This is a genomic window from Massilia sp. Leaf139 (genome assembly GCF_001424165.1).
GTDB lineage: Bacteria > Pseudomonadota > Gammaproteobacteria > Burkholderiales > Burkholderiaceae_D > Telluria.
Genome location: NZ_LMOJ01000025.1, coordinates 410,014 through 434,006, shown reverse-complemented (window position 1 = coordinate 434,006; position 23,993 = coordinate 410,014). Strand labels below are relative to the sequence as shown.

19 protein-coding genes are annotated in these 23,993 nt (G+C 66.2%); 10 read left to right on the top strand and 9 right to left on the bottom strand.

What is annotated here, in order from left to right:
* Positions 1–258 precede the first annotated feature (258 nt).
* A complete protein-coding gene (locus ASF77_RS19705; RefSeq protein WP_056343315.1) occupies positions 259–2,571 on the bottom strand; it encodes an NADP-dependent malic enzyme in 2,313 nt (770 codons plus the stop codon).
* 280 nt (positions 2,572–2,851) lie between these two features.
* On the opposite strand from ASF77_RS19705, the gene thiL reads away from it, so the two are divergent.
* Entirely contained in the window at positions 2,852–3,829 is a 978-nt protein-coding gene (gene thiL / locus ASF77_RS19700; protein ID WP_056343312.1) for a thiamine-phosphate kinase, read from the top strand.
* Positions 3,830–3,885: 56 nt separating this feature from the next.
* Here thiL and ASF77_RS19695 read toward each other — a convergent pair whose 3' ends face one another.
* Genes ASF77_RS19695 through ASF77_RS19685 form a run of 3 tightly spaced genes read right to left on the bottom strand, consistent with a single transcriptional unit; the run spans position 3,886 to position 9,010 of the window.
* Positions 3,886–6,450 carry an EAL domain-containing protein gene (locus ASF77_RS19695; RefSeq protein WP_056343308.1) on the bottom strand — a complete coding sequence of 855 codons (2,565 nt, stop codon included), beginning with the start codon at positions 6,448–6,450 and terminating at the stop codon, positions 3,886–3,888.
* The gene (locus ASF77_RS19690) at positions 6,447–8,459 is read right to left on the bottom strand and encodes an ATP-binding protein (RefSeq protein WP_056343306.1); all 2,013 of its coding nucleotides are present in this window, start codon (positions 8,457–8,459) and stop codon (positions 6,447–6,449) included. Before ASF77_RS19690 ends, ASF77_RS19695 begins: the two co-directional genes overlap by 4 nt.
* A complete protein-coding gene (locus ASF77_RS19685) occupies positions 8,456–9,010 on the bottom strand; it encodes a YfiR family protein (RefSeq protein WP_162244873.1) in 555 nt (184 codons plus the stop codon). The genes ASF77_RS19690 and ASF77_RS19685 overlap by 4 nt, the downstream gene beginning before the upstream one ends.
* A 343-nt stretch (positions 9,011–9,353) precedes the next feature.
* Between ASF77_RS19685 and ASF77_RS19680 the strand changes: the two genes are divergently transcribed.
* From ASF77_RS19680 to ASF77_RS19665, 4 genes are read left to right on the top strand one after another with little or no spacing between them, the layout of a single operon-like run.
* A complete protein-coding gene (locus ASF77_RS19680; RefSeq protein ID WP_056343301.1) occupies positions 9,354–9,797 on the top strand; it encodes a CinA family protein in 444 nt (147 codons plus the stop codon).
* Positions 9,790–10,770, top strand: coding sequence for a metallophosphoesterase (locus ASF77_RS19675; RefSeq protein ID WP_229445506.1), 981 nt, complete (start codon positions 9,790–9,792; stop codon positions 10,768–10,770). Before ASF77_RS19680 ends, ASF77_RS19675 begins: the two co-directional genes overlap by 8 nt.
* A 34-nt stretch (positions 10,771–10,804) precedes the next feature.
* Positions 10,805–13,663, top strand: coding sequence for a pitrilysin family protein (locus ASF77_RS19670; RefSeq protein ID WP_056343298.1), 2,859 nt, complete (start codon positions 10,805–10,807; stop codon positions 13,661–13,663).
* Complete coding sequence (locus tag ASF77_RS19665) at positions 13,660–14,331, top strand: bifunctional 2-polyprenyl-6-hydroxyphenol methylase/3-demethylubiquinol 3-O-methyltransferase UbiG (RefSeq protein ID WP_056343296.1); 672 nt, start codon at positions 13,660–13,662, stop codon at positions 14,329–14,331. The genes ASF77_RS19670 and ASF77_RS19665 overlap by 4 nt, the downstream gene beginning before the upstream one ends.
* A gap of 88 nt (positions 14,332–14,419) precedes the next feature.
* Here the strand turns inward: ASF77_RS19665 and glf are convergent, their stop codons facing one another.
* Entirely contained in the window at positions 14,420–15,574 is a 1,155-nt protein-coding gene (gene glf / locus ASF77_RS19660; protein ID WP_056343294.1) for a UDP-galactopyranose mutase, read from the bottom strand.
* 346 nt (positions 15,575–15,920) lie between these two features.
* On the opposite strand from glf, the gene ASF77_RS19655 reads away from it, so the two are divergent.
* Both ASF77_RS19655 and ASF77_RS19650 read left to right on the top strand, forming a co-directional pair.
* Positions 15,921–16,238, top strand: a complete 318-nt coding sequence (locus ASF77_RS19655) for an ArsR/SmtB family transcription factor (protein WP_373961955.1) — start codon at positions 15,921–15,923, stop codon at positions 16,236–16,238.
* Positions 16,235–17,182, top strand: coding sequence for a cation diffusion facilitator family transporter (locus ASF77_RS19650; RefSeq protein WP_056343288.1), 948 nt, complete (start codon positions 16,235–16,237; stop codon positions 17,180–17,182). The genes ASF77_RS19655 and ASF77_RS19650 overlap by 4 nt, the downstream gene beginning before the upstream one ends.
* Before the next feature lie 162 nt (positions 17,183–17,344).
* Here the strand turns inward: ASF77_RS19650 and cysK are convergent, their stop codons facing one another.
* The 3 genes from cysK to tcdA form a co-directional block, all read right to left on the bottom strand.
* Positions 17,345–18,286: a cysteine synthase A gene (cysK, locus tag ASF77_RS19645; protein WP_056343285.1), complete on the bottom strand. Its 942-nt coding sequence runs from the start codon at positions 18,284–18,286 to the stop codon at positions 17,345–17,347.
* A 26-nt stretch (positions 18,287–18,312) separates the two neighbouring features.
* Positions 18,313–18,969 (bottom strand): FKBP-type peptidyl-prolyl cis-trans isomerase, encoded by a 657-nt coding sequence (locus ASF77_RS19640; RefSeq protein WP_229445505.1) that lies wholly within the window; start codon positions 18,967–18,969, stop codon positions 18,313–18,315.
* A 75-nt stretch (positions 18,970–19,044) separates the two neighbouring features.
* The gene (tcdA, locus tag ASF77_RS19635; RefSeq protein WP_056343283.1) at positions 19,045–19,905 is read right to left on the bottom strand and encodes a tRNA cyclic N6-threonylcarbamoyladenosine(37) synthase TcdA; all 861 of its coding nucleotides are present in this window, start codon (positions 19,903–19,905) and stop codon (positions 19,045–19,047) included.
* Positions 19,906–19,993: 88 nt separating this feature from the next.
* Between tcdA and pdxH the strand changes: the two genes are divergently transcribed.
* A complete protein-coding gene (pdxH, locus tag ASF77_RS19630; protein WP_056343280.1) occupies positions 19,994–21,211 on the top strand; it encodes a pyridoxamine 5'-phosphate oxidase in 1,218 nt (405 codons plus the stop codon).
* 219 nt (positions 21,212–21,430) lie between these two features.
* Positions 21,431–22,633: a cyclopropane-fatty-acyl-phospholipid synthase family protein gene (locus ASF77_RS19625; RefSeq protein WP_056343276.1), complete on the top strand. Its 1,203-nt coding sequence runs from the start codon at positions 21,431–21,433 to the stop codon at positions 22,631–22,633.
* 38 nt (positions 22,634–22,671) lie between these two features.
* Here ASF77_RS19625 and msrA read toward each other — a convergent pair whose 3' ends face one another.
* Entirely contained in the window at positions 22,672–23,211 is a 540-nt protein-coding gene (msrA, locus tag ASF77_RS19620) for a peptide-methionine (S)-S-oxide reductase MsrA (protein WP_056343274.1), read from the bottom strand.
* 153 nt (positions 23,212–23,364) lie between these two features.
* Between msrA and ASF77_RS19615 the strand changes: the two genes are divergently transcribed.
* On the top strand, positions 23,365–23,877 hold the full coding sequence (locus ASF77_RS19615; RefSeq protein ID WP_056343271.1) for a flavin reductase family protein: 513 nt from the start codon (positions 23,365–23,367) through the stop codon (positions 23,875–23,877).
* Positions 23,878–23,993 lie beyond the last annotated feature (116 nt).

Genomic DNA, 23,993 nt, shown 5'->3' with positions numbered 1-23,993 from the left:
AGACAACCTCATATTGTAGCAGAGGAAATTGTCAAAAACGATTGCATAGCGGGATAACAACAAGGCATAAAACAGCCGCACGCCGCCGCATTATCGGACAAAGTAATACCTACGGCGCTGCACGCTTACGGATTGTTACTTGTCTGGCCATGAAAAAACAGGCGAGCACGCTCGCCTGTCCGTCTCCCGCAAGAAGCGCTCAGGCGGCCCGAACTTCCGGGTGGCCCGATTGCCTAAGGGCGTACCGCCCGCGCCGGGTCAGCGGTTCGACACCGCATCCACCACGCACAGCGCCGTCATGTTGACGATGCGGCGCACCGTCGCCGACGGCGTCAGGATGTGCACCGGCTTCGCGCAGCCGAGCAGCACCGGGCCGACCGCGATGCCGTTGCCGGCCGCCGTCTTGAGCAGGTTGTAGGCGATGTTGGCCGAATCGATGTTCGGCATCACCACCAGGTTGGCGTCGCCCTTGAGCGTCGACTGCGGCATGATCTTGGCGCGCAGCTTCGAGTCGAGCGCCGCGTCGCCATGCATTTCGCCGTCGATTTCCAGGTGCGGCGCCTTCTGCTGCACCAGCGCCAGCGTGGCGCGCATCTTCTGCGCCGACTCGCTGTCGGAAGTGCCGAAATTCGAATGCGACAGCAGGCCCACACGCGGGGTGATGCCGAAGCGTTCCAGTTCCTCGGCCGCCATCATCGTGATCTCGGCCAGTTCTTCAGCGCTCGGGTTCTCGTTGACGTGGGTGTCGACCATCGCCAGCTGGCGTTCCTCGGTGATGATGAAGTTCATCGCCGCGTATACATTCGTGCCCGCGCGCCGGCCCAGCACCTTGTCGATGAAGTCCAGGTGCGTCCAGGTGGTGCCGTAGGTGCCGCAGATCATGCCGTCGGCGTCGCCCTTGTGGATCATCATCGCGCCGATCAGCGTATGGCGGCGGCGCATCGCCAGCTTTGCCATATCCGCCGTCACGCCGCGGCGCATCACCATCTGGTGGTAGGTCTGCCAGTAATCGCGGTAGCGCTCGTCGAAGTCAGGGTTGATGACGTCGAAGTGCAGGCCCTGCTTCAGGCGCAGGCCGAACTTCTCGATGCGCTGCTCAAGCACGGCCGGACGGCCGACCAGGATCGGGCGCGCCAGCTTCTCGTCGACCACCACCTGCACCGCGCGCAGCACGCGTTCGTCCTCGCCTTCGGCATAGACGATGCGTTTCAGCTCAGGCGGCGTGCTTTTCGCGACCTGGAACAGCGGCTTCATGAACGAGCCGCTGCGGTACACGATCTGCTGCAGGCTCTCGGCATAGGCGTCCAGGTCGGCGATCGGACGCGCGGCCACGCCGCCGTCCATCGCCGCCTTGGCCACGGCCGGCGCGATATGCGTCAGCAAACGCGGATCGAAAGGCATCGGAATCAGGTATTCCGGGCCGAACGACAGGTTGTTGATGCCGTAGGTGGTGGCTACCACGTCCGACTGCTCGGCATGGGCCAGGTCGGCGATCGCATGCACGACCGCGATCTCCATTTCGCGCGTGATCGTCGTCGCGCCGCAATCGAGGGCGCCGCGGAAGATGTACGGGAAGCACAGCACGTTGTTGACCTGGTTCGGATAGTCCGAACGGCCGGTGGCGATGATGACGTCGCTGCGCACCGCCTTTGCGTCTTCCGGCAGGATTTCCGGATTCGGGTTGGCCAGCGCCAGGATGATCGGGTTCGGGCCCATCTGCGCGACCATCTCCGGTTTCAAGACGCCGCCGGCCGACAGGCCGAGGAAGATGTCGGCGCCGGGAATGATGTCGGTCAGGGTGCGGTGCGCGGTGTCCTGGGCGAAGCGTTCCTTGTCCGGATCCATCAGTTCGGCGCGGCCCTTGTAGACGACGCCGGCCAGGTCGGTCACGAAAATGTTCTCGATCGGGAAGCCGAGGTCGACGATCAGGTCGAGGCAGGCCAGGGCCGCGGCGCCGGCGCCGGACACGACCAGCTTGCAGTGCTTGATGTCCTTGTTGACGACCTTCAGGCCGTTGAGGATGGCGGCGCCGACGATGATCGCGGTGCCGTGCTGGTCGTCGTGGAAGACCGGAATCTTCATCCGCTCGCGCAGTTTACGCTCGATGTAGAAGCACTCGGGCGCCTTGATGTCTTCCAGGTTCACGCCGCCGAACGTCGGTTCCAGAGCGGCGATGATGTCGACCAGCTTATCTGGGTCGTTCTCGGCGATCTCGATGTCGAAGACGTCGATGGCGGCGAACTTTTTGAACAGCACGCCCTTGCCTTCCATGACCGGCTTCGAGGCCAGCGGGCCGATGTTGCCGAGGCCGAGCACGGCGGTGCCGTTCGAGATCACGGCCACCAGGTTGCCGCGCGACGTGTATTTGTACGATGCCGCCGGATCCTTGACGATTTCCTCGCAAGGCGCGGCGACGCCCGGCGAGTACGCCAGGGCCAGGTCGCGCTGATTCAGCAGGCCCTTTATCGGAGTGACGGCGATCTTGCCCGGACGTGGGAACTGGTGGTACTCGAGTGCTGCAGCACGCAGTTGCTGGCGCAGTTCTTCTTTTTTGTCCGATGACGAATCCATGCTATGCAGCCTTCCTGAACTTAGAGGGGAACCTCCAATTTTATCAGACTGACTCTTTCTGACGGCTACGTATTTTCCACGCCTAAGGCTTTCATAAGAAAAGCTGATGCGAGGGACTCTCCCATAAGCAAACATGATGCATGCAACGAGTCCTGGACTCGGGGAGCCCAGGCTACGCTTCGAATCGCCGCATAAGCAAACCCGATGAATGCGGATGTTGTCGCGTTGACACCGATTCGCCACGCCGACGGTTTGCCCGGGCGGACGGTAGAATTGGCCCATGCTTTCCGAATTCGACCTCATCAAACGATACTTCCGCCGCGCCCTGAGCGGTCATCCTGGCCATGCCGTGCTCGGCATCGGCGACGATTGCGCCCTGCTGGCGCCCACGCCCGGCATGCAGACGGCGATCTCGACCGACCTGCTAATTGAAGGCCGCCATTTCTTCGCCGGCGCCGACGCCCGTATGCTCGGCCATAAAAGCCTGGCCGTGAACCTGTCCGATCTCGCCGCCATGGGCGCCAGACCGGTCGGTTTCACGCTGGCCCTGTCGCTGCCCGGCGCCGACCCCGAATGGCTGGAGGCGTTTTCAAGCGGGATGTTCGCCCTGGCCGACCGCCACGACTGCGAACTGATCGGCGGCGACACGACGCGCGGGCCGCTGGCGATCTGTATCACCGTCTTCGGCGAAATCGCGCCAGGCCACGCGCTTCGGCGCGACGCTGCGCGCCCCAAGCACGACATCTGGATCTCGGGCACCCTGGGCGATGCGCGCCTGGCGCTGGCCGGCTATTGGAAAGAGATCGCGCTCGACCCCGAGGCGCTGGCCGAGGCCGCGCCGCGCATGCACCTGCCGACGCCGCGCGTCGAACTCGGCCGGGCGCTCGCCGCGCTGCCGATCGCGCACGCGGCGCTCGACATCTCGGACGGCCTGGTCGGCGACCTGCAACATATTCTGGACGCCTCCAAGGTCGGCGCCACGCTGAACGCCGACGCCCTGCCGCCCGGCCCGGTGCTGGCGCGGCAATCGCTGGCGCTGCGCCGCCGCTTTACCCTGGCCGGCGGCGACGACTACGAACTGTGCTTCACCGCCCCGGCGTCCCAGCGCGACGCCGTACTCGCTGCGGCCGCGTCGGCGAATACGCCGGTGACGCGCGTCGGCACGATCGACGCCCAGCCAGGCATGCGCTTCGTGGATGCGGCGGGCAAGCCGCTGGAGATGGATGTGCAGGGCTGGGATCACTTCAGCGGGGATTGATCGGTTCCGTACCGCGTGGGCACGGGGGCGCCCACCCTACGGCACCGTGCCGATGTCTACCCCGTCCGCGGCACCTTGCGGTCGTCATACGGCCCGTGCTCCATCCAGTAATGCCGGAATGCCAGCCGCACGTTGTCGCGCAATTCCGCATCGTTCCACGGCTTCGTATAAAACTTGTAGATCGACCCCCGGTTGATCGATTCGAGCACCGTCTTGACGCCCGTGTAACCCGACAGGATGATGCGCATCGTGTCCGGGTACATCTCCTTTACCTTGCTCAGGAATTCCGTGCCGCTCATCGAGGACATGCGCTGGTCGCACATCACGACCTGCACCCGGTACAGCGCCAGCAATTCGAAGGCCTCGGTCGGCGTCGGCGCCGTCAGCACGCGATAGTTGTCGCGCCGGAGCAGGCGGTGCAGCGCGCTCAGGGTGTCGACGTCGTCGTCGACCACGAGGATGGTCTGCACGTTGCTGTCGTCGACGTTCGGGTGCTCGGGCGCCTCGCGGTTCTTGCGCACCAGTTGGGCCAGTTGCCCGGCCGGCAGCGCGCGCGAAAAATGAAAACCCTGGATCTCGTCGCAGCGGTGGCGGCGCAGGAAGGCCATCTGGGCGCGCGTCTCGACGCCCTCGGCGATCACCTGCATGTGCAGGCTGTGCGCCATGCTGATGATGGCCAGCGCGATGGCGGCGTCGTCCGGGCTGGTGACGATGTCGCGCACGAAGGCGATGTCGATCTTCAGCTTGTCGATCGGGAAGCGTTTCAGATAGGCCAGGCTCGAGTAGCCGGTGCCGAAGTCGTCGATCGCGATCCGGATGCCGAGCTTCTTGAGCCGCTCGAGTACCGCGATGGTGCGCTCGGCATTGGTCATCAGCGCGCTTTCCGTCAGCTCCAGTTCCAGCATGCCGGGTTCGATGCCATGCTGGCGGATGGCCGCGCGCACCACGCCTTCCAGGTCGCCCTCGACGAACTGGCGGCTCGACACGTTTACCGCCACCCGGATGTCGCGCACGCCCTGGGCATTCCACTCGGCGATCTGGCGGCAGGCCTCGCCGATGATCCAGTCGCCGATGCGCACCACCATCCCGGTCTCTTCCAGCACCGGCACGAATTCGGCCGGATACACCAGGCCGTGGCCGGGACGGTGCCAGCGCAGCAGCGCCTCGACTCCGCACACGCGCCCCATCGACAGTTCCAGCTTGGGCTGGTAATGCAGCACGAACTGCTTGCCCTCGAGCGCGCCGCGCAGCGCCACTTCCAGGTCGAGCCGCGCCAGCACCTGCACGTTCATGCCGGCCGTGAAGAAGCGGTAGCCGTCGCGCCCCGCCTCCTTCGCGCGCACCATGGCGACATCGGCGTACTTCACCAGCGTCTCCGGTTCGACCGCGTCGTCCGGGTACATGGCGATGCCGATGCTGGCGGTGAGGATGGCCTGCTGGCCGTCCAGGTCGAACGGCGTGCGCAGCGATTCGCGGATCTCGTTGGCCAGGTGGGCGGCTTCGTCGTGCTGCTCGCGCGTCATGCTGAGGATGACGGCGAACTCGTCGCCGCCGAGGCGCCCGATCGCGTCGCGCTGTTCGCGCACGCGCACCAGCCGGTTGCTGAACTGGCGCAGCAGTTCGTCGCCCAGCGTCGCGCCCAGCGAATCGTTGACGATCTTGAAGCGGTCGAGCGTGATGAACAGCACCGCCACGCGCCAGGCCTTGTCCTGGGCCAGCTCGATCGTCTCGCCCAGGTTCTGGAAGAACAGGGTACGGTTCGGCAGGCCGGTGAGCGCGTCGAAACTGGCCAGGTGCTTCAGGTGCTGCTGCGCTTGCAGGCGCTCGCTGATATCGCGCGCCACCGCGATCAGGAGCTTGCTGCTGCCGTTCTCCGTCCACTGCCAGCTGATCTCGACCGGCACCGCGCCCTCGCCGCCGGCGCGCAGCAACTCCGTCTCGGCGATGTCGGTCTCGTGAGCCGCGCCGTTGGTCGCCAGGTGCCGCTCCAGCTGCGCCGCGGTGGTCAGCCCGAGCGCCACCGGGTCGATGCGCAAGAGCGCCTCGCGCGAAAAGCCGAGCATGCGGCAGGCGCCGTCGCTGACGTCGACCAGCGCCAGGCTGGCCGCGTCGATGAGGAAGATGCCGTCGGTGGTCGCGTCCATCGCGCTCCTGAAGCGCCCCAGCGCGGCGGTACGCTCGCGCACCATGCGTTCCAGGCGCGCGCCGTACTCGCGCGACTCGCGGTGCATCAGGCGCACCTCGAGCAGGTTGCGGATGCGCGTCATCACCTCGACCGTGTCGAGCGGCTTGTTGAGGAAGTCGCGCGCGCCCGCTTCCAGCGCCGCCAGCTTCTTGTCCGGCTCGGCCGTCACCACCAGCACCGGCAGCCAGGATTCGCTTTCCAGCGGTTTCAAGGCTTCCATCACCTGGAAGCCGTCCAGGTGCGGCATGTGCAGGTCGAGGATGATCAGGTCGAAGCGGTATTTCAGGTGCAGCGCCACCACCTGGCGCGGATCGCTCGTGCTGTGGACGTTTTCGTAGCCGGTGGTTTTCAACAGGTATTCGAGCAGCTGGACGTTCACCGGCTGGTCGTCGACCACCAGCACCCGCGCGCGGCGCACCTCGGCGGGCTTGATCATGAAGCGTCTCCCGCAGCCGTGCGCCGCTGTGCCAGCGTGAGGTCGATCGCCTCGTTGAACTTGTCGATGTCGATCGGCTTGGTGAGATAGCGGAAGAAGCCGGCCTCCATCCCGCGCTCGATATCGCGCGGCATGGCGTTGGCCGTCAGCGCGATCACGGGGATGTCGCGCGTGGCCGGTTCGCGTTTCAGCTGGGCCAGCACTTCCAGTCCGCTCATGCCGGGCAAGTTCAAGTCCATCAGGATGATCTCGGGGTGGTGGACGCGCGCCAGCGACAGGCCGAGCGGGCCGTCGCCGGCGGCCAGCAGGCGCAGGTCGGAACGGAAGCGCACGATTTCCTCCACCAGTTTCAGGTTGGCCGGATTGTCCTCGACATACAGCAGCAGATGGGGCGCGCCCGCCGCACCCGGCACCGGTGCCGCGACGGCCTGGGCGCCGGCGCCGGCGCTCGAAGCCAGCGGCGCGGTCGTCCCCAGTTCGATCGTAAACACGCTGCCCACTCCCGGGCTACTCGTAACATTGATAGTACCGTTCATCAGTTCGACCAGGCGGCGCGTGACGACCAGGCCGATGCCGGTGCCTTCCTGGGCGCCCGCTTCCTGGCCGAGCCGGTTGAAGGGCTGGAACAGGTTGTCGACCTGGTCGGCGGTCAAGCCCATGCCGGTGTCCTGGATCGAAATGCGCAGGCGCTCGCGCCCCACCTGGGCGCAGTCGAGCACCACGGCGCCGGCGTCGCGGTTGTACTTGATCGCGTTCGACAGCAGGTTGAGCAGCACCTGCTTCAGACGCGTGCGGTCGGCCAGCAGCACGGCGTCGACCTGCTGCGGGAACAGCACCCGGATGCCGCGCGCGGCCGCCAGCGGTTCGATCATGCTCTGGCATTCACCCAGGATTTCGCCCAGCCCGACCGGCTCCATCGACAGCGTGATCGTGCCCGACTCGACTTTCGCCAGGTCGAGGATCTCGTTGATCAGGGTGAGCAGGTGGCGCCCGGACTTCAGGATGTGGTTGGCGAACTCCTTCTTTTGCGCCTCGGTGGTGGGCAGCGATTGCGAAGTGAGGATCTGGGCGAAGCCGAGGATGGCATTCAATGGCGTGCGCAGTTCGTGGCTCATCGAGGACAGGAAAGCCGATTTCGCCTGGTTCGCCTTTCTCGCCTCGTCGATGGCATTGGCCAGTTCGGCGTTGGCCAGCGCCAGCTGCATCGTGCGCTCGTCGACGCGGTGCTCGAGCTGCTCGTTCAGGCGCATCACTTCCTGCTGAGCGCGCGAGCGCTCGGCCGCTTCGCGCACGATCTCGGCGTTCGAGCCTTCCAGCTCGCGCGTGCGCTGCTCGATCTCGGTCAGCATCGCGTTGAAGGAATCGGCCAACTCGGCCGCCTCGTCGTCGCCGACGCGCGGCGCGCGGCGCGAATAGTCGCGCGTGGCGACGACCTCGCGCGCGATTTCCGTGACGGCGACGATCGGCGTCGTGATCACGCCGCCCATGCGCCGCATCACCAGGTAGGCAGTGCCCATCGCCAGCAGCATCACCCCGAGCGCGATGGCGAGGTAGTCGAGGGTGCGCGCCAGCATGCGGTTCTCGGCGCGCAGCCAGACCGTGCCGATCGTCTCGCCGTTTTCCACGATGGGGCGGAACAGCACCAGCGACTTGTCCTCGGTGCGCGTGCCGGCGCTTTCCGGCCGCGCCGGGATCGTGGGCGTCTTGCCGCGCGCTGTGTAGGAGGCGAACAGGCGTCCGTTCTCGTCGAAGATGGCGGCACCCTCGACCGCGGGCCGGGTGCGCAGCAGCGCCAGGTTTTCGCCAGCCAGGCGCGGGTCGTCGAAAGCCAGCGCGGCCGAGGTCATGTGCCCGACCAGTTCGGCCTGGGTCGCCAGGTCGTTCACCAGCGAGCGCTGGTAGCTGCGCAGGTCGTAGGCGATGATCAGGCCGACCGAGACCAGCAGCGCGGCGAAGGTGGTGGCCATCACCACCACCACCAGTTTCTGGCGGATCGAGGAACGGATCATGAGGCCCCCGTCACGCGCAGCGCGGCCGCCAGCAGGCGCGCGCTGATCTTCAGGCCGCTCGGCGCGACCTGGCCGAGCGCCACTTCGAAGCGCAGCCGTTCGTCGACGACGAGAAAGCGGATCATGCCTGCGGGCGCCTCGGCGGCGTCGCCCACGGTCAGCAAGGGCAATCCGCGCGCATGGGCCAGCAAGGCCGCGCCATCGAGGCCGCCGGCATACAGCACGTGCAGGCCGGCCAGCGCTTCGCCGCGCCCGACCCGGCGCACCGTCAGCGGATGGCCACCCACGTTGCGTCCGGAAACCAGGCGTTCTAGCTGGGCCGCGAGTTCCTCGTTGCCGGCCACGCCGATCACGAGCGGACTGTCGGGGCGCGCGAACGCGGCGGCCGGCCAGTCGACGAAGCCGGCGAATTTGTAGAGGTAGGCCGCTTTGACCTGGACTTCGAGCCGGGCTTCGGCGCGCGCCGGCTGTGCGCCGGCGGCGCCGGCGAGCAGCCACAGGGCAAGGAGGAAGGGACGTGCGCAGCGCACGGCGCGGACGGCGAACGCCATCACGATGGGATCGTCCTTACCCGGGAGCACGTGAAAAATGCATGCGGCATAGAATTCTGTTGAAAAAATGAAACGCGGCAGCAACCGGCGCGATGCAGGATAGCAGTCCCGAATCCACCCGTGTCGCACGGGACATTTCTTCTACGGATACAACTTGAGCGGTGCGCGGCGTTCCGCCGGCCCGTGGCTGGAACGCGGCAAGTTTGCCACACCGGTCAAGGCCGCGTCGCGCTAGAATGAACCATGCGCGGCCACCCGCTGCCGCGCCGCCGGGCACGCCTGGCGCCACCTGAAGGAGCTGCACGTGACGAACGACTTAATCGATCTTGCAACGAAAGTGGGCATGGCGCTGCAGGCCAAGCGCTTGGTGCTGGCAACGGCCGAATCCTGTACCGGCGGCGGCGTGTCGCAGGCCATCACCGAGATCGCCGGCTCCACTGGCTGGTTCGAGTGCGGGTTCGTGACCTATTCGAATTCCTCGAAAACGGAAATGCTTGACGTGTCGGCGGCGCTCATCGCCCAGTTCGGCTCGGTCAGCGAAGAAGTCGCCGGCGCGATGGCCGAGGGCGCGCTCTCGAACAGCAATGCCGACGTCGCCGTCTCGACCACGGGCATCGCCGGCCCCACTGGCGCGGTACCCGGCAAGCCTGTCGGCACCGTCTGTTTCGGCTGGTCGCGCGGCGACAGCACCCACACCGAGCGCCTCGTGTTCCAGGGCGACCGCCAGTCGGTGCGCGAGCAGACCGTGGCGCATGCGCTGCGCGGTTTGCTGCGCTTCATTGAGTGAGACGCCGCCAATAAGCGCCGAACGCTTCGCCGGTGCGGCGCGCATCGTGCGCTGGATCCGGCCCGGCGCCGCGTCCCTGCTCGCCTGTATAGCGACCTGCGCGGCAGCCGTCCCGACTTCTCCTGCCGAACCCGGAGTGCAGACCGTGTATGCCGTCGGCGACATCGCCCGCTGCCGTCACCCCGACCCGCGCTGGTCGGGCGCCGCCGACACGGCCGCCGTGGTCGCGGCAGGCCTCGCCGCCGACCAGCAAGCCGTGGTGCTGACCCTGGGCGACCACACCTACCCGCGCGGCACGACCGCCGAATTCGAACAGTGCTACGGGCCGACCTGGGGCCGCTTCAAGGAACGCACCTGGCCCGCACCCGGCAACCACGAATACTATACAAAAGGGGCCCTGCCCTATTTCGCCTATTTCGGCGCACGCGCCGGCCAGGGCTATTACGCCCTGCGGCTCGGCGTCTGGCGCATCTATTCGCTCGACAGCAACCTGAAAGGCGCCGCGCAGGAAAGGCAGCTGGCCTGGTTGAAGAATGAACTGGCGCGCGATGCCGCGGCAGGTGCCGGTGACACGCCGTCCTGCACGCTGGCGTTCTGGCACCATCCCCTGTACAGTTCGGGCGGCCATGGCAGCATGCCGCACATGCGCGCGGCCTGGACGCTGCTGCACGCGGCCGGCGCGGAGCTCGTCCTGTCCGGCCACGATCACGATTACGAGCGCTTTGCGCCGCAGGATGCGCGCGGACGCGCCGAGCCGCAGGGAATCCGCCAGTTCGTCGTCGGCACCGGCGGCGCCTATCCGACGCCTTTCCTGCGCTTGCGCGACAATAGCGACTTTCGCGACGCCAGCCGCAACGGCGTGCTGCGCCTGCGGCTATATGCAGGCGGCTACGACTGGGAATTCCTGGAAGCGACCCCACCTCAGCTACCGAACCCCTCGCCGCCCGACCACGGCAGCGGGCGCTGTCACTGAATCTGCTTTACCTCATCATCTTTTGGAGCATCACATGAAAACCCGCCCGTTCGTTGCCGCATCGCTGCTGATGGCCGCCCTCAACGGCGCCGGCGCGCAGGGCGGCGGGGGCAGCGCCGCACCCGCGGGCACGGCGCAGCAAACGAGCCTGCCCGGCATCCCGAACATCGCCTTCGACAAGTACACGCTGCCCAACGGCCTGCAAGTCATCCTGGTCGAGGACAAGCGCCTGCCGCTGGTGGCGGTGAACGTCTGGTACCACGTCGGCCCGGCCAATGAGGTGCCAGGCCTGACCGGCTTCGCCCACCTGTTCGAGCACATGATGTTCGCGGGGAGCAAACACCTGCCGCGCGGCCTGGCCGACCGCCTGATGGAAGGCGCCGGTGCCAGCGACAGCAACGGCAGCACCGATTACGACCGCACCAATTACTACGACACCGTCCCCTCGAACCAGCTCGAACTGGCGCTGTGGGTGCACGCCGACCGCATGGGCTACCTGCTCGACGTGCTCGACCAGAAATCGCTCACCAACCAGCAGGACGTGGTGCGCAACGAACGGCGCGACACGGTCGAGAACGAACCCTACGGCATCGTCGAGGAAGCGCTGAACCACGCGCTGTTCCCGCAGGATCACCCCTACCGCGCCTCGGTGATCGGCTCGCACACCGACATCCAGAACGCCAAGCTGGACGACGTGCGCGACTTCTTCACCCGCTACTACGGCCCCAACAACGCCAGCATCGTCATCGCCGGCGACATCGACAAAGTGAAAACGCGGGCGCTGGTCGCCAAGTACTTCGGCAGCCTGCGGCGCGGCCCGGCCGTGGTGCGCCCGCAAGTCAAAACGCCGCCGATCACCGTTGAAAAGCGCCTGGTGGTGCCGGATCGGGTCGAACTGCCGCGCGTCTACATGGGCTGGCTCACGCCGCCCGCCTACCAGCCGGGCGATGCCGAACTGGCGGTAGCCGCGCAAATTCTCGCCGGCGGCAAGTCGAGCCGCCTGTATAAATCGCTGGTCTACGAACGGCAGATCGCCCAGGACGTCGACGCCGACCAGGATGCGCGGGCGCTGACCTCGGCCTTCCTGATCGAAGTGACGGCGCGCGCCGGCCACACGCCGGCCGAACTCGAGAAGGCCATCGACGCCGAACTGGAAGCCCTGCGCGAGCACGGGCCGACCGAGCAGGAAGTGACGCGCGCGCGCAACCAGATCGAGACGGCGATCGTCAGCTCGCTCGAAAAGCTGGGCGGCGACGGCCTGGCCGACCAGCTGAACCACTACAACCAGTACACGGGCGACCCCGGCTACCTGGCGCAGGACGTGGCCCAGCTGCGCAGGATCACCCCCGCCGACGTCCAGCGCGCCGTGCGCACCTGGCTGCAGCCGCGCGCGCGCGTGGTGGTCGCCGGCGTGCCCGGCATTCCCGAGCTGCCGCCCGATCCGCCGGCACCGAAGCCGCCGAAGGCGCGCGCCAAGGCCAAGGGCGAACCCGGCGGCATCAACGAAGCCGAAGCCTGGCGCGCCCAGATGCCGAAAGCCGGCCGGGCGCCGCGCCTGAAGCTGCCGCAAGGCGAAAGCTTCACGCTCGCCAACGGCCTGACGGTGATCCACCACTACAATCCGGCGCTGCCGCTGGTGTCGGCCGAACTGGTCGTGCGCAGCGGTTCGGACGCCAATCCGCCCGGTTTGCCCGGCCTGGCCGGCTTCACGGCGCAGATGCTGATGGAAGGCACCGCCACGCGCAGCGCGCCGCGCATCGCCGACGAGATCGCGCAGCTGGGCGCCTTCATGGATGCCGACAGCAGCACCGGCGGCTCCAGCGTGTCGCTGCTGTCGCTGCGCGCCAATTTCGACGCGGCGCTGGCCATCATGGCCGACGTCGTCCAGAACCCCGCCTTCCCGAGCGCGGAAGTCGAGCGCCAGCGCGCCAGCCGCCTGGGTGAACTGATGCAGCAGCGCGACGAGCCGGAACTGATCGCGGCGCTGGCCGCCGGCGGCGCCCTGTTCGGCCCGCGCCACCCTTACGGCTACGGCCAGCTGGGCACGGAACCGGCCATCCGCGCCGTGACGCGCGACGATTTATCTGGCTTCTGGCGCCGCCATTACGTGCCGGGCAATGCGGCGCTGGTGGTCGCGGGCGACATCTCGCGCGACGAACTGAAGGCCCTGGCCGAGGCGCGTTTCCTCGGCTGGAAGAGCGCGCCGGTGCCGCCGCTGCTGCCGGGCGCGCCCGTCACGACGAAGGCGCGCGTGGTGCTGGTCGACCAGCCCGGCGCCGGCCAGACGGCGCTGCGCCTGACCAGCTTGGCGGCCGAGCGCAAGACGCCGCTGTACCCGGCGCTGGAAGTCATGAACGCGGCCTTCGGCGGCCTGTTCACGAGCCGCATCAACCAGAACCTGCGCGAAGAAAAGGGCTATACCTACGGCGTGTACTCGGGCTTTCGCTACGACCGCACGCCCGGCCCCTTCATCATCGCCGGCAGCGTGCGCGCCAACGTCACCGGCGCCTCGGTGAGCGAACTGCTGAAGGAGGCGCAGGCGATGATCGACCGGCCGCTCGATCCGCAGGAACTGGCCGGCGCGCGCAATGCCGAGCTGTTGTCGCTGCCGAACCGGTTCGAGACGAATGCAGACATCAGCGCCAGCCTGGCCGAGACGTTTGTCTTCGACCTGCCGCTCGACTACTACAGCCAGCTGCCGGCCAAGCTGGCGGCCGTCACCGCGCTTGACGTGCAGGCGGCAGCCAAACGCTACCTCGACCCGGCCCGGCTGACGGTGGTCGCGGTCGGCGAGCGCAAGAAGATCGCGCCCCAGCTCGACAAGCTGAAGCTCGGGCCCGTCGAGGTGCGCGACAGTGAAGGGCAACTGCGCGAAGGGCAGCTGCGGCCATGAGCGGCTTGACCGACGCGCGCATCGTCGAGTCATGGTCGCGCAATACCGACCCGTGGGTGGCCGCGGTGCGCGGTCGCGAGATCGCCAGCCGCGCGCTGGTGACGGATGCCGCCATCGTCGAGGCCGTGCGTTCCTGCGCGCCGCGCACTGGCGTGGATCTCGGCTGCGGCGAAGGCTGGTTGATCCGCGCGCTGCCGGAGATCAGCATGGTCGGGGTCGATGCGATTGCCGGTCTGGTGGAGGCGGCCCGGGCTTCCGGCGGCGGCGACTTCCGGGTGCTGTCGTATGAAGAGATCGCGGCCGGAGAATTGCAATTGGCGGCCGATGTCGCCGTCTGCAATTTCTCGCTGATCGGCGAAGCGTCGACGGCGAACCTGCTGCGCGCCGCGCCGCGTTACCTGCGTCCGGGCGGCACGCTGATCGTGCAGACCGTGCACCCGCTGATGGCCTGCGGCGACGCGCCCTATGTCGATGGCTGGAGAGAGGGCAGCTGGGCCGGGTTCAGCAGCGCTTTCACCGATGCGCCACCCTGGTATTTTCGGACACTGGCAAGCTGGGTTGCGCTGTTTGTCGACAGCGGCTTGCGCGTGACGAGCCTGAAAGAACCGGTTCATCCCGATACCGGCAAGCCCGTATCGCTGATTCTGATGGGGCAGCTGCCTTTGTAGGGGTTATTGAGGCCATTGGCCTCAATAACCCCTACAAAAGCAAAAAAGCCCGTCGTGTGACGGGCTTTTTTGCCGAGCGTGACGACTTTTACGCCAGCGGATCGATGACGAATGCCGGCATCTGCGCCTTCTGCTGCGCGCACTCCAGGAACTTATCCGCCGTGATCAGCGCCTCGTTGATCGTGACGTCCATATCCAGATAGCGGTAGGTACCCAGGCGGCCGACGAAGGTGACGTTCGGCTCCTTCTTCGCCAGGTTCACGTACAGCTCGAGCTGCTGCTTGTCGCGCGCCAGGCGGATCGGGTAGTAGGGGATGTCCTTCTCTTCGCACTGGCGGCTGTATTCCTTGTAGCAGATCGTCTTTTCGTGCTTTTCCCACGGCGAGAAATGTTTATGCTCGGTGATGCGGGTATAGGGCTGGGCGTCGTCGCAGTAGTTGATGACCGCGTTGCCCTGGTAGTCGCCGGTGGCGCGGAAGGTTTCGAAGTCGAGCGTGCGGTACGGCAGGCGGCCTTCGGCATGCTTGAACCAGGCGTCGATCGGGCCGCTGTAGAAGACGTGTTCGTACTCGGACTTCAGATCCGGGTCGAAGCGGGTGTTCAGGTGCACGGTCACGCCCGGTACGTCGATGATGTTCTGTACCAGCGCCGTGTAACCCTCGGCCGGCATGCCCTGGTATTTGTGGCTGAAATAATTGTCGTCGTAGTTGAAGCGCACCGGCAGGCGTTTCAGGATGCTGGCCGGCAGTTCGCTCGGCTCCAGGCCCCACTGCTTGACCGTATAGGTCTTGAAGAAGGCTTCATACAGTTCGCGGCCGACGAAGCGCAGCGCCTGCTCTTCGAAGGTCTGCGGGTCGACGATCGACTTGTCGCCCAGCGAGGCCAGGAATTCTTCCGCTTCGGCCGGGCCCATCGTTTTATTGAAGAACTGGTTAATCGTCAGCAGGTTGATCGGCAGGGTGAAGACCTGGTTCTTGGTAATGGCCTTGACGCGGTTCACGTACGGCTTGAACTCGGCATAGCGGTTCACGAATTCCCAGGCGCGCTCGTTGTCGGTGTGGAAGATGTGCGGGCCGTAGACGTGCAGCATGACGCCGGTTTCGGCATCGCGCTCGGAGTGGCAATTGCCGGCGATATGGGAACGCGATTCGAAGACTTCGACGGTATAGCCGGCCTGTGCCAGCTGGTTGGCAATCACAGCTCCGGAAAATCCAGCGCCGACAATGGCGATCTTCTTGTTCATGTGTCTTTATCCCTAAACTGTTGATTGATGATTGTGAGGCGCGATCCCCCTGCTGACCGAACCGGCGCCGCCAAAATGTGTTTCCGTGTACCAAACAAATGACGGCTGAAAAACAGTGCAAACGTTGGAAATATTCTTGTTGCACACTCAACGACACTGGCCGTTCTATTTATTAATACACCGACAATTATATGTCGCGCTTCGCGTTAACCCCCGTTCGATTGGATGGGGTGGGCGGTACATACAAATTCAGCCGAAAGGCGCACCACTGCTGGCTTTGCGAGAAATGGACTTGTCGAACGGCAGACAATGATCTAACATGTGAACAACTATTCACATGTTAACAATGGCGACACCCGACACCCCCGAGGATGCCATCGGCCAGATGGCCGATCTGTTCCATTTGCTGGGCGATCCGACCCGCCTGCGCATCGTGCTGGCCTGTCTGGCGCAGCCGACCGCAGTGGGCGAGATCGCCGCTACCCTCACCCTGTCGAGCTCGCTCGTCAGCCACCACTTGCGCCTGCTGCGCGCGGCGCGCATCGTGAAAGCCGAGCGCCAGGGCAAGCAGGTGTTCTATGCCGCCGCCGACGCCCACATCGGCACCCTGCTCGCCACCATGGTCGAGCACATCGCCGAACCCACCACCGGAATGGACGCATGAGCCACGATCACGATCATCACCACCATCACGGCCACGGCCACCACCACGGCCATGGGCACCACCATCATCACACGCCCGCCGCCGGCCACGGACGCGCCTTCGCACTGGCGATCGGCGTCAACGCGGTCTTCGTCGCCATCGAATTCGTCTACGGTTTCCTGGCCAACTCGACGGCGCTGATGGCCGACGCCGGCCATAACCTGTCGGACGTGCTGGGCCTGGTGCTGGCCTGGGCCGCAGCGGTGCTCGCCAAACGCGCGCCGAGCGCGCGCTACACCTACGGCATGCGCAGCTCCTCGATCCTGGCGGCGCTGGCCAATGCCCTGCTGCTGCTGGCCGCCTGCGGCGCCATCGCCTGGGAAGCCGTGCACCGCTTCACGGCGCCCGCGCCCGTGGCCGGACTCACGGTGTCGGTGGTGGCGGCCATCGGCGTCGCGATCAACGGCTTTTCGGCCTGGCTGTTCATGGCTGGCAGCAAGGGCGACTTGAATATCCGCGGCGCCTACCTGCATATGGCGGCCGACGCCGCGATCTCGCTGGGGGTGGTGGTCTCGGGCCTGGTCATCATGGGCACCGGCTGGACCTGGCTCGACCCGGCGGTCAGCCTGGTAATCGTGCTGGTGATCGTCGCCGGCACCTGGTCGCTGCTGCGCGAATCGCTGCGCCTGGTGATGGCAGCCGTGCCCGACAGCGTCGACGCGGCCGCGATCAAGCATTTCCTGGCCGACCAGCCGGGCGTGGCCGGGGTGCACGACCTGCACATCTGGGCGATGAGCACCACCGAGACGGCGCTGACCGCGCACCTGGTGATGCCGGGCGGGTATCCGGGCGACGTCGCCATCGACAGAATCGCGACGACACTACGGGACGAGTATGCGATCGGGCATTGCACGCTGCAGGTGGAAGAAGGAACCTTGCAGCATCGGTGTGCGTTGATCGCTTAAATCGTTACCGGCTCCGTTATCGATCCGGATGATCTTGCTGCCATCGATCACCGCGTGGGCAGCGCATACGGTGCGGATGCGCACCGTGCGGTGGTGGAGCTGACCACCCTACGGCGGTGGCTGTAGGGTGGACGGGTTCCCCGTCCACGCGTCAATTAACGCTCAGCCGGCTAAATTAGCGAACAAGGCCGTACTCAGATAGCGCTCACCAAACGACGGGATGATCACCACGATCGTCTTGCCCGCATTCTCCGGCCGCTGCGCCACCTGCAGCGCCGCCCACAGGGCCGCGCCCGACGAGATCCCGACCAGCAAACCCTCTTCGCGGGCGGCGGCGCGCGCCGTTTCGAAGGCGTTGTCGTTGCTGACGGTGATGATCTCGTCATAGATCCCGGTATTCAAGACCTGCGGCACGAAGCCGGCGCCGATGCCCTGGAGCGGATGCGGGCCTTTCGTTCCTTTCGACAGCATCGGCGAGGCTTCGGGTTCGACGGCGATGGCCTGGAAACCGGGTTTGCGTTCCTTCAGCACTTCGCCGACGCCGGTGATGGTGCCGCCGGTGCCGACGCCGGCCACCACGATGTCGACCTGGCCGTCGGTGTCGCGCCAGATTTCCTCGGCGGTCGTGCGGCGGTGCACCTCGGGGTTGGCGGGATTGTTGAACTGCTGCGGCATGAAGGCGTGCGGATCGCTCGCGACGATTTCCTCGGCGCGGCGGATCGCACCGAGCATGCCTTCCGAGCCGGGCGTGAGCACCAGCTCGGCGCCATAGGCGCGCAGCAGCATGCGCCGCTCGTTGCTCATGGTCTCTGGCATGACGAGCTTGCAGCGGTAGCCGCGCGCGGCGCACACCATCGCCAGCGCGATGCCGGTGTTGCCGCTGGTGGGCTCGACGACGACGGTGTCCGGGCCGATCTTGCCGGCCTGCTCGGCCGCTTCGATCATGGCCAGGCCGATGCGATCCTTGACGCTGTGCGCGGGATTGTGGAACTCGAGCTTGGCCAGGATCCGGGCACCGTTTTGCGCACCACCGGATCCCAGCTTGCGGATCCTGACGAGAGGGGTATTGCCGATCAGTTCAGTCACATCGTTCGCGATACGCATAGCCGTTCTCCCGCCAATGATTGAGGTTATTTAACGCCGAGCAGTTCCACATCAAAAATCAGATCGCTGTCCGGCGGAATCGAGCCGCCCGGCGCGCCGCGCTTGCCGTAGGCGAGCTGGCTCGGAATGATCAGGGTGCGCTTGCCGCCGACCTTCATGCCGGCCACGCCCTGCTCCCAGCCCTTGATGACCTGGCCGGCGCCGAGGCGGAATTCGAGCGGCTCGCGGCCGGCGTCGAGCGAGGAATCGAATTTGCGGCCGCGGCCAGTGCTCGACAGCGGCTTGTGGAACCAGCCCGTGTAATTGACGCGCACCTGGTTGCCGATGCTGGCTTCCTTGCCCTTGCCGACCACGCGGTCGACGATTTGCAGCTGGGGGCCGGACGGCGTCGGCGGCACCGGCTGCGCGGCTTGCGCGGCGGCGGCGGCCTGGGCCGCGGCACTCGGTTCGGTCGGGGCGGCAGCCTGGCCGGCGGCCTGCTGCGAGGTGGCGGCGGCCTGGTCGGCGGCGCTCTGGACGCCTTGCTGGCGCACAGCGGTGGCCGCCTGGTCGGTGGCGGCAGGGGTGGCCGGTGCGGCAGCCGGCGTCGGCGCATTGGCCGGCGTGACGGCCGGAGTGGCTTGCTGGGCGTGGGCGGCGGAGGCCGCCAGCATCAGGGCGGCTAAAGTGATACGACGCATCATGTGGGCTCTTTCAATGACAGGAGTTCAATCGACATCCCATCATAGCAAGCCCGCGTCGGCCTGCCCAGCGGTGACTCAGACGCTTACAAACTCGGGCTGCGGGACGGCTTGCACCAGCTCGCTCGATGCAGCCTCCGCCATCTTGCGCAGGATGTGGGCCGCCGCGATCATGCCGAAACTGGCCGTCACCACCATGCTCGAGCCGAAGCCGGCGCAATTCAGGCCGGTGATGCTCGATTCGATCTCGCAAGCGTCCTCCGCTTCCGGATAGCGCAGCGGCTCCATCGAAAACACGGCGTCGATATGGTATTTCTGCTTCTCGCCGCGCGAAAAACCATACTGCGCACGCAAGACCTTGCGCACCTTCTTCAGCAGCGGTTCCTGCTCGGTGCGGGCCAGGTCGCGCACTTCGATCTTGGTCGGGTCGAGCTGGCCGCCGGCGCCGCCGCTGGTCAGCAGCGGGATGCCCTGCTCGCGGCAGAACGCGATCAGCGCGGCCTTGGCTTTCACGCTGTCGATGGCATCGACGACGTAATCGAAGCCCTTGCCGCCGATCATCTGGGCAATATTGTCCGGTTCGATGAAATCCTCGACCAGGGTCACTTGGCAATAGGGATTGATCCCAGCGATGCGGTCGCGCAGCGCCTCGATCTTGGGCTGGCCGATGGTCTCGGTCAGCGCCTGGATCTGGCGATTGATGTTCGATTCGGCCACGTTGTCGAGGTCGATCAGGGTCAGGCGGCCGACCGCACTACGCGCCAGCGCCTCGACCAGCCACGAGCCGACGCCGCCCACCCCGATCACGCAAACGTGCGCCGTTCTAAAACGTTCCAGTGCACGCTCGCCGTAGAGACGGCCAACGCCGCCGAAGCGGCGCGCGAAGTCGATGTCATCGCCTTGCGGCGCCGAAAAGAGTGGGGATTCGATTGCGTTCATCCGGCCATTTTACCGGACGGATCTTTCGCGCCCGCACTAAAATAGCGCTCTGTCAATCAAAAAACTTCCCTCTGTCAAAAATACGCACATGAACGATTTCCTTCCTGATACGGCGCCCGGCTTCGACCAGCCGATCGCCGTGCTCAAGCACTGCCACGGCCGCATCCGCAAGCAACTGAGCACGCTCGAGCGCCTGCTGTCGCACCTGCCCGAACACGGTGCCGACGAGGCCGCACGCCAGGCCGCCGGCGCCGTGCTGAAGTATTTCGAGAAGGCCGCGCACCTGCACCACGACGACGAGGAGCAGAACCTGATCCCAATGCTGCGCGCCGTGGCGCAGGGCGACGACGCCGCCACGCTGCAGGCGCTGGCGCCGGTGATCCTGCAAGACCACAAGGACATGGACACCCTCTGGCAAGACCTGCACGAGCAGCTGACGGCGATTGCCGAGGGCAGCGCCAGCACCCTGTCGGCCTCCGCCGTGCAGCGCTTCTGCCAGCGCTATTCGGCCCACATGGAGCGCGAGGAAAACACGATGGCGCCGATGGCGCTGCGCCTGTTCTCGCCCGCGCAGATGGCGCAACTGGGCGAGGCCATGGCGCGCCGCCGCGGCATCGACGCCGGTGCCGTTGCAGGGAGTAGCGCGGCCCCGAACGCGCCGGCGATCGGCGAGGCGGTGGCCGATTTGCGCAAGGATTACGGCCAGGCCAGCCTGAACGAAGACGACGTATTGGACGACCCGATGCTGCAGTTCACGCGCTGGTTCGAACAGGCCTTGAAGGCGCAGGTGAACGAACCGAATGCGATGAATGTGGCGACGGTGGCGGCAGATGGCCGCCCGAGTTCGCGCATCGTGTTGGTAAAACAATTCGATGAGCGCGGTTTCACCTGGTACACCAACTACGACAGTCGAAAAGCTCAGGAATTGCGCGCCAATCCGTATGCGGCGCTGCTATTCTTCTGGAGCGAACTTGAACGCCAAGTGCGCATCGAAGGCCGGGTCGAAACGACCTCGGCCGAAGAAAGCGACAAGTATTTCCATAGCAGGCCGTTGAAGAGCCGCCTGTCGGCGATCGCCTCCCAGCAGAGCGCGCCGATCGACAACCGCGCGGCCCTGGAACGGAACTACGAAGCGGTCGCCGCCTCCGCCGGCGACGCGCCGGCGCGTCCCGCCAACTGGGGCGGCTTCCGCCTGGTGCCCGAGCGCATCGAGTTCTGGCAGGGGCGCCGTTCGCGTTTCCACGACCGCATCGTCTACGAGCGGCAGGAAGACGGAAGCTGGGCACGGCAGCGTTTGCAACCGTAGAGCGTGTGAAAAAATTGTCAGGGCAAGGCGCGCCGACGAAGACAGTACGAGGGTACGGCGAGGCGGTGCAACGCAGCCATGGTGATTTTTTCACAGGCTCGTAGGAACCCGTTTTAGCGGGTGATGGCAGCCGGTGCGTAGCTACCGCTGCACTACGCTCCGAAGGCGGGTTTCGATGCCGGCGCGCTCTGGCCGGCGCGCTTACCGCCGGAGGAAGCCATGTTCACCGAGATGAAGCTCAGCGCCTGGAGCAGCGGCCTGCGCAGCCAGCTATCCTTACCCTTGCGCGTGGAACTGTGGAACGGGGAGCACCTGGATTTTTCGTCCGACCCGCCGCGCGTGACGATCCGCGTGCCTCATCCCTCCAGCCTGCGCTACCTGCTCTCCCCCACCCTCTACAGCCTGGGACGGGCCTATGTCGAAGGCGCGCTCGAAATCCGCGGCCGCGCCGCCGACATGATCCACATCGGCAGCGCCCTGGCCGCCGCCAGGGGCGACGCCAGGCGCCGTCCGAATCCCCTGCGCCTGTTCTCGAAGCACACGCGCGCGCGCGACGCCGAGGCGATCCGCTACCACTACGACGTCTCCAACGATTTCTATGCCGCCTGGCTCGATCCGAACCTGGTGTATTCCTGCGCCTATTTCGAGGACGGCGACGAAGACCTGGCCGGCGCGCAGGTCAAGAAGATCGACCACATCCTGCGCAAGATCGACCTGCGTCCGGGCCAGCGTTTGCTCGACATCGGCTGCGGCTGGGGCGCGCTGGCGATCCGCGCGGCCGAACGCTTCGGCGCGCGCTGCGTCGGCATCACGCTCTCGGAAAACCAGGCGCAGCTCGCGCGCGAACGCGTGGCCCGCGCCGGGCTGGAGGGGCTGGTCGAGATCCGCCTGCAGGATTACCGCGACCTCGACGGCGAATTCGACCGCATCACCAGCGTCGGCATGTTCGAGCACGTGGGCCTGCAGCACCTGGCCGCCTACTTCGGCAAGATCGCCGCCCTGCTGGCGCCGGGCGGCGTGGTCATGAACCACGGGATCACCACCACCGACGTCGCCGCCCGCGCCACGCCCTACGGCGGCGGCGAGTTCATCGACCAGTACGTGTTCCCGCAGGGAGAGCTGGCCCACCTGTCGACGGTGATCAAGGCCATGCAGCAAGGCGGCCTGGAGGTACGCGACGTCGAAAACCTGCGCCGCCACTACGCCCGCACCTGCACCCTGTGGACGGAGAATTTCGAGAACCGGCTGGACGACATCGGCCGCCTGACCGATCCGAAACGCCTGCGCATCTGGCACGTCTACCTGGCCGGCTGCGCCTACGCCTTTGCCCACGACTGGATCAGCCTGTACCAGATCGTGGGCGGCAAGGCGGGGGAAGACCCGGCGCAGATGCCATGGTCGCGCAAGTACATGTATTCGTAAGGCGCGGGCGGCGCATCACAAGGCCGATGCGCCCCAGGTCATTTCATCCAGTGCGAAAACGTCTTGCGAAACTTCGCCACCTTCGGCGCCACCACGAACGCGCAATACCCCTGCATCGGGTGCTGGGCATAGTAATTCTGGTGATATTCCTCGGCCTTGTACCAGGTCTCGCTCGGCGCCAGCTGCGTCACCAGCGGCGCGTCCCAGACCGCGGCCATTTCCGCCATCACCTGGCGCGCGGTCGCTTCCTGCTCCGGGTTCTCGAAGAAGATCACCGAGCGGTATTGCGGGCCGACGTCGTTGCCCTGGCGGTCTTGGGTGGTCGGATCGTGGATGGTGAAGAAGATCTGCAGGATGTCGCGGTAGCTGATGACGGCCGGATCGAATTCGAGGCGCACGACCTCGGCGTGCCCGGTGCCGGCGCCGCATACCTGCTCGTAGGTCGGGTTCACGACATGTCCGCCCATATAGCCCGATTCGACGCGCGTGACCCCGCGCACCTCGAGGTACACGGCCTCGACGCACCAGAAACATCCGCCGCCCAGAATCGCTACCTCACGCTGTCCTTGCTCGCTCATGCCATGCCTCGCCTGTTGTTCCAGATGGGTCGATGCTAACGCAAAGTGCTCCGCCATGCTGGCGCGTTAGCTTTTGCGGAAGGGCCCGCCCTGTCGTGGCGACGGCCGCCGGGCGGCGATGGCATAATGAGCGTGCAACTTTCCAGGGTACCAATGAACACACGCTCTCCCCGCGCCACCGAGCGCGGATTCGACTCGGCGCATTTCCGCCAGGCGCTGTCGCAGTTCGCCACCGGCGTGACCGTGATCACGACGCGGCTTGCCGACGGCAGCTTCCGCGGCCTGACCGCCAGTTCGTTCAATTCCGTCTCGCTCGATCCGCCGCTGGTGCTGTGGAGCCTGGGCGCGGGCGCCAACAGCATGCCTGTCTTCAGCGGCAACTCGCATTACGTCATCAACGTGCTCGCCGCCGGCCAGCAAGACCTGGCCCTGCGCTTCTCGCGCCGCAGCGGGATCGATCCCTTCGAGGGCGTCGACTACGAACTCTCGCGCACCGGCCTGCCGATCCTGAAAGGCGTGACCGCCTGGTTCGAATGCCATAACCGCAGCCGCTATCCGGAAGGCGACCACGTGATTTTTGTGGGCGAAGTCGAGGACTGCAATGTGCAGCCGCAGGCCGGCTTGCTGTTCCACGGCGGACGCTTCGGCACGACCGGGGCCGCCTGACCCGCTGCCCACCATGCAGATGGCGAGGATCGTGCCAGCTTGCCGGAGTTTCAGGCAAACCGGCGTGCAGGTCGCGCCCTACCATGCTGTCCATATCAACGCCATTCGCATGGCAC

Bases quoted from the DNA above. Each gene is read 5' to 3' on its own strand.
- ASF77_RS19705 (WP_056343315.1), bottom strand. From the start codon at position 2,571: ATGGATTCGTCATCGGACAAAAAAGAAGAACTGCGCCAGCAACTGCGT.
- ASF77_RS19640 (WP_229445505.1), bottom strand. From the start codon at position 18,969: ATGATGCGTCGTATCACTTTAGCCGCCCTGATGCTGGCGGCCTCCGCC.
- cysK (WP_056343285.1), bottom strand. From the start codon at position 18,286: ATGCGTATCGCGAACGATGTGACTGAACTGATCGGCAATACCCCTCTC.
- ASF77_RS19695 (WP_056343308.1), bottom strand. From the start codon at position 6,450: ATGATCAAGCCCGCCGAGGTGCGCCGCGCGCGGGTGCTGGTGGTCGAC.
- pdxH (WP_056343280.1), top strand. From the start codon at position 19,994: ATGAACGATTTCCTTCCTGATACGGCGCCCGGCTTCGACCAGCCGATC.
- ASF77_RS19690 (WP_056343306.1), bottom strand. From the start codon at position 8,459: ATGATCCGTTCCTCGATCCGCCAGAAACTGGTGGTGGTGGTGATGGCC.
- ASF77_RS19665 (WP_056343296.1), top strand. From the start codon at position 13,660: ATGAGCGGCTTGACCGACGCGCGCATCGTCGAGTCATGGTCGCGCAAT.
- thiL (WP_056343312.1), top strand. From the start codon at position 2,852: ATGCTTTCCGAATTCGACCTCATCAAACGATACTTCCGCCGCGCCCTG.
- ASF77_RS19615 (WP_056343271.1), top strand. From the start codon at position 23,365: ATGAACACACGCTCTCCCCGCGCCACCGAGCGCGGATTCGACTCGGCG.
- msrA (WP_056343274.1), bottom strand. From the start codon at position 23,211: ATGAGCGAGCAAGGACAGCGTGAGGTAGCGATTCTGGGCGGCGGATGT.
- ASF77_RS19650 (WP_056343288.1), top strand. From the start codon at position 16,235: ATGAGCCACGATCACGATCATCACCACCATCACGGCCACGGCCACCAC.
- ASF77_RS19680 (WP_056343301.1), top strand. From the start codon at position 9,354: ATGGCGCTGCAGGCCAAGCGCTTGGTGCTGGCAACGGCCGAATCCTGT.
- ASF77_RS19625 (WP_056343276.1), top strand. From the start codon at position 21,431: ATGTTCACCGAGATGAAGCTCAGCGCCTGGAGCAGCGGCCTGCGCAGC.
- ASF77_RS19685 (WP_162244873.1), bottom strand. From the start codon at position 9,010: ATGGCGTTCGCCGTCCGCGCCGTGCGCTGCGCACGTCCCTTCCTCCTT.
- tcdA (WP_056343283.1), bottom strand. From the start codon at position 19,905: ATGAACGCAATCGAATCCCCACTCTTTTCGGCGCCGCAAGGCGATGAC.
- ASF77_RS19670 (WP_056343298.1), top strand. From the start codon at position 10,805: ATGAAAACCCGCCCGTTCGTTGCCGCATCGCTGCTGATGGCCGCCCTC.
- ASF77_RS19655 (WP_373961955.1), top strand. From the start codon at position 15,921: ATGGCGACACCCGACACCCCCGAGGATGCCATCGGCCAGATGGCCGAT.
- glf (WP_056343294.1), bottom strand. From the start codon at position 15,574: ATGAACAAGAAGATCGCCATTGTCGGCGCTGGATTTTCCGGAGCTGTG.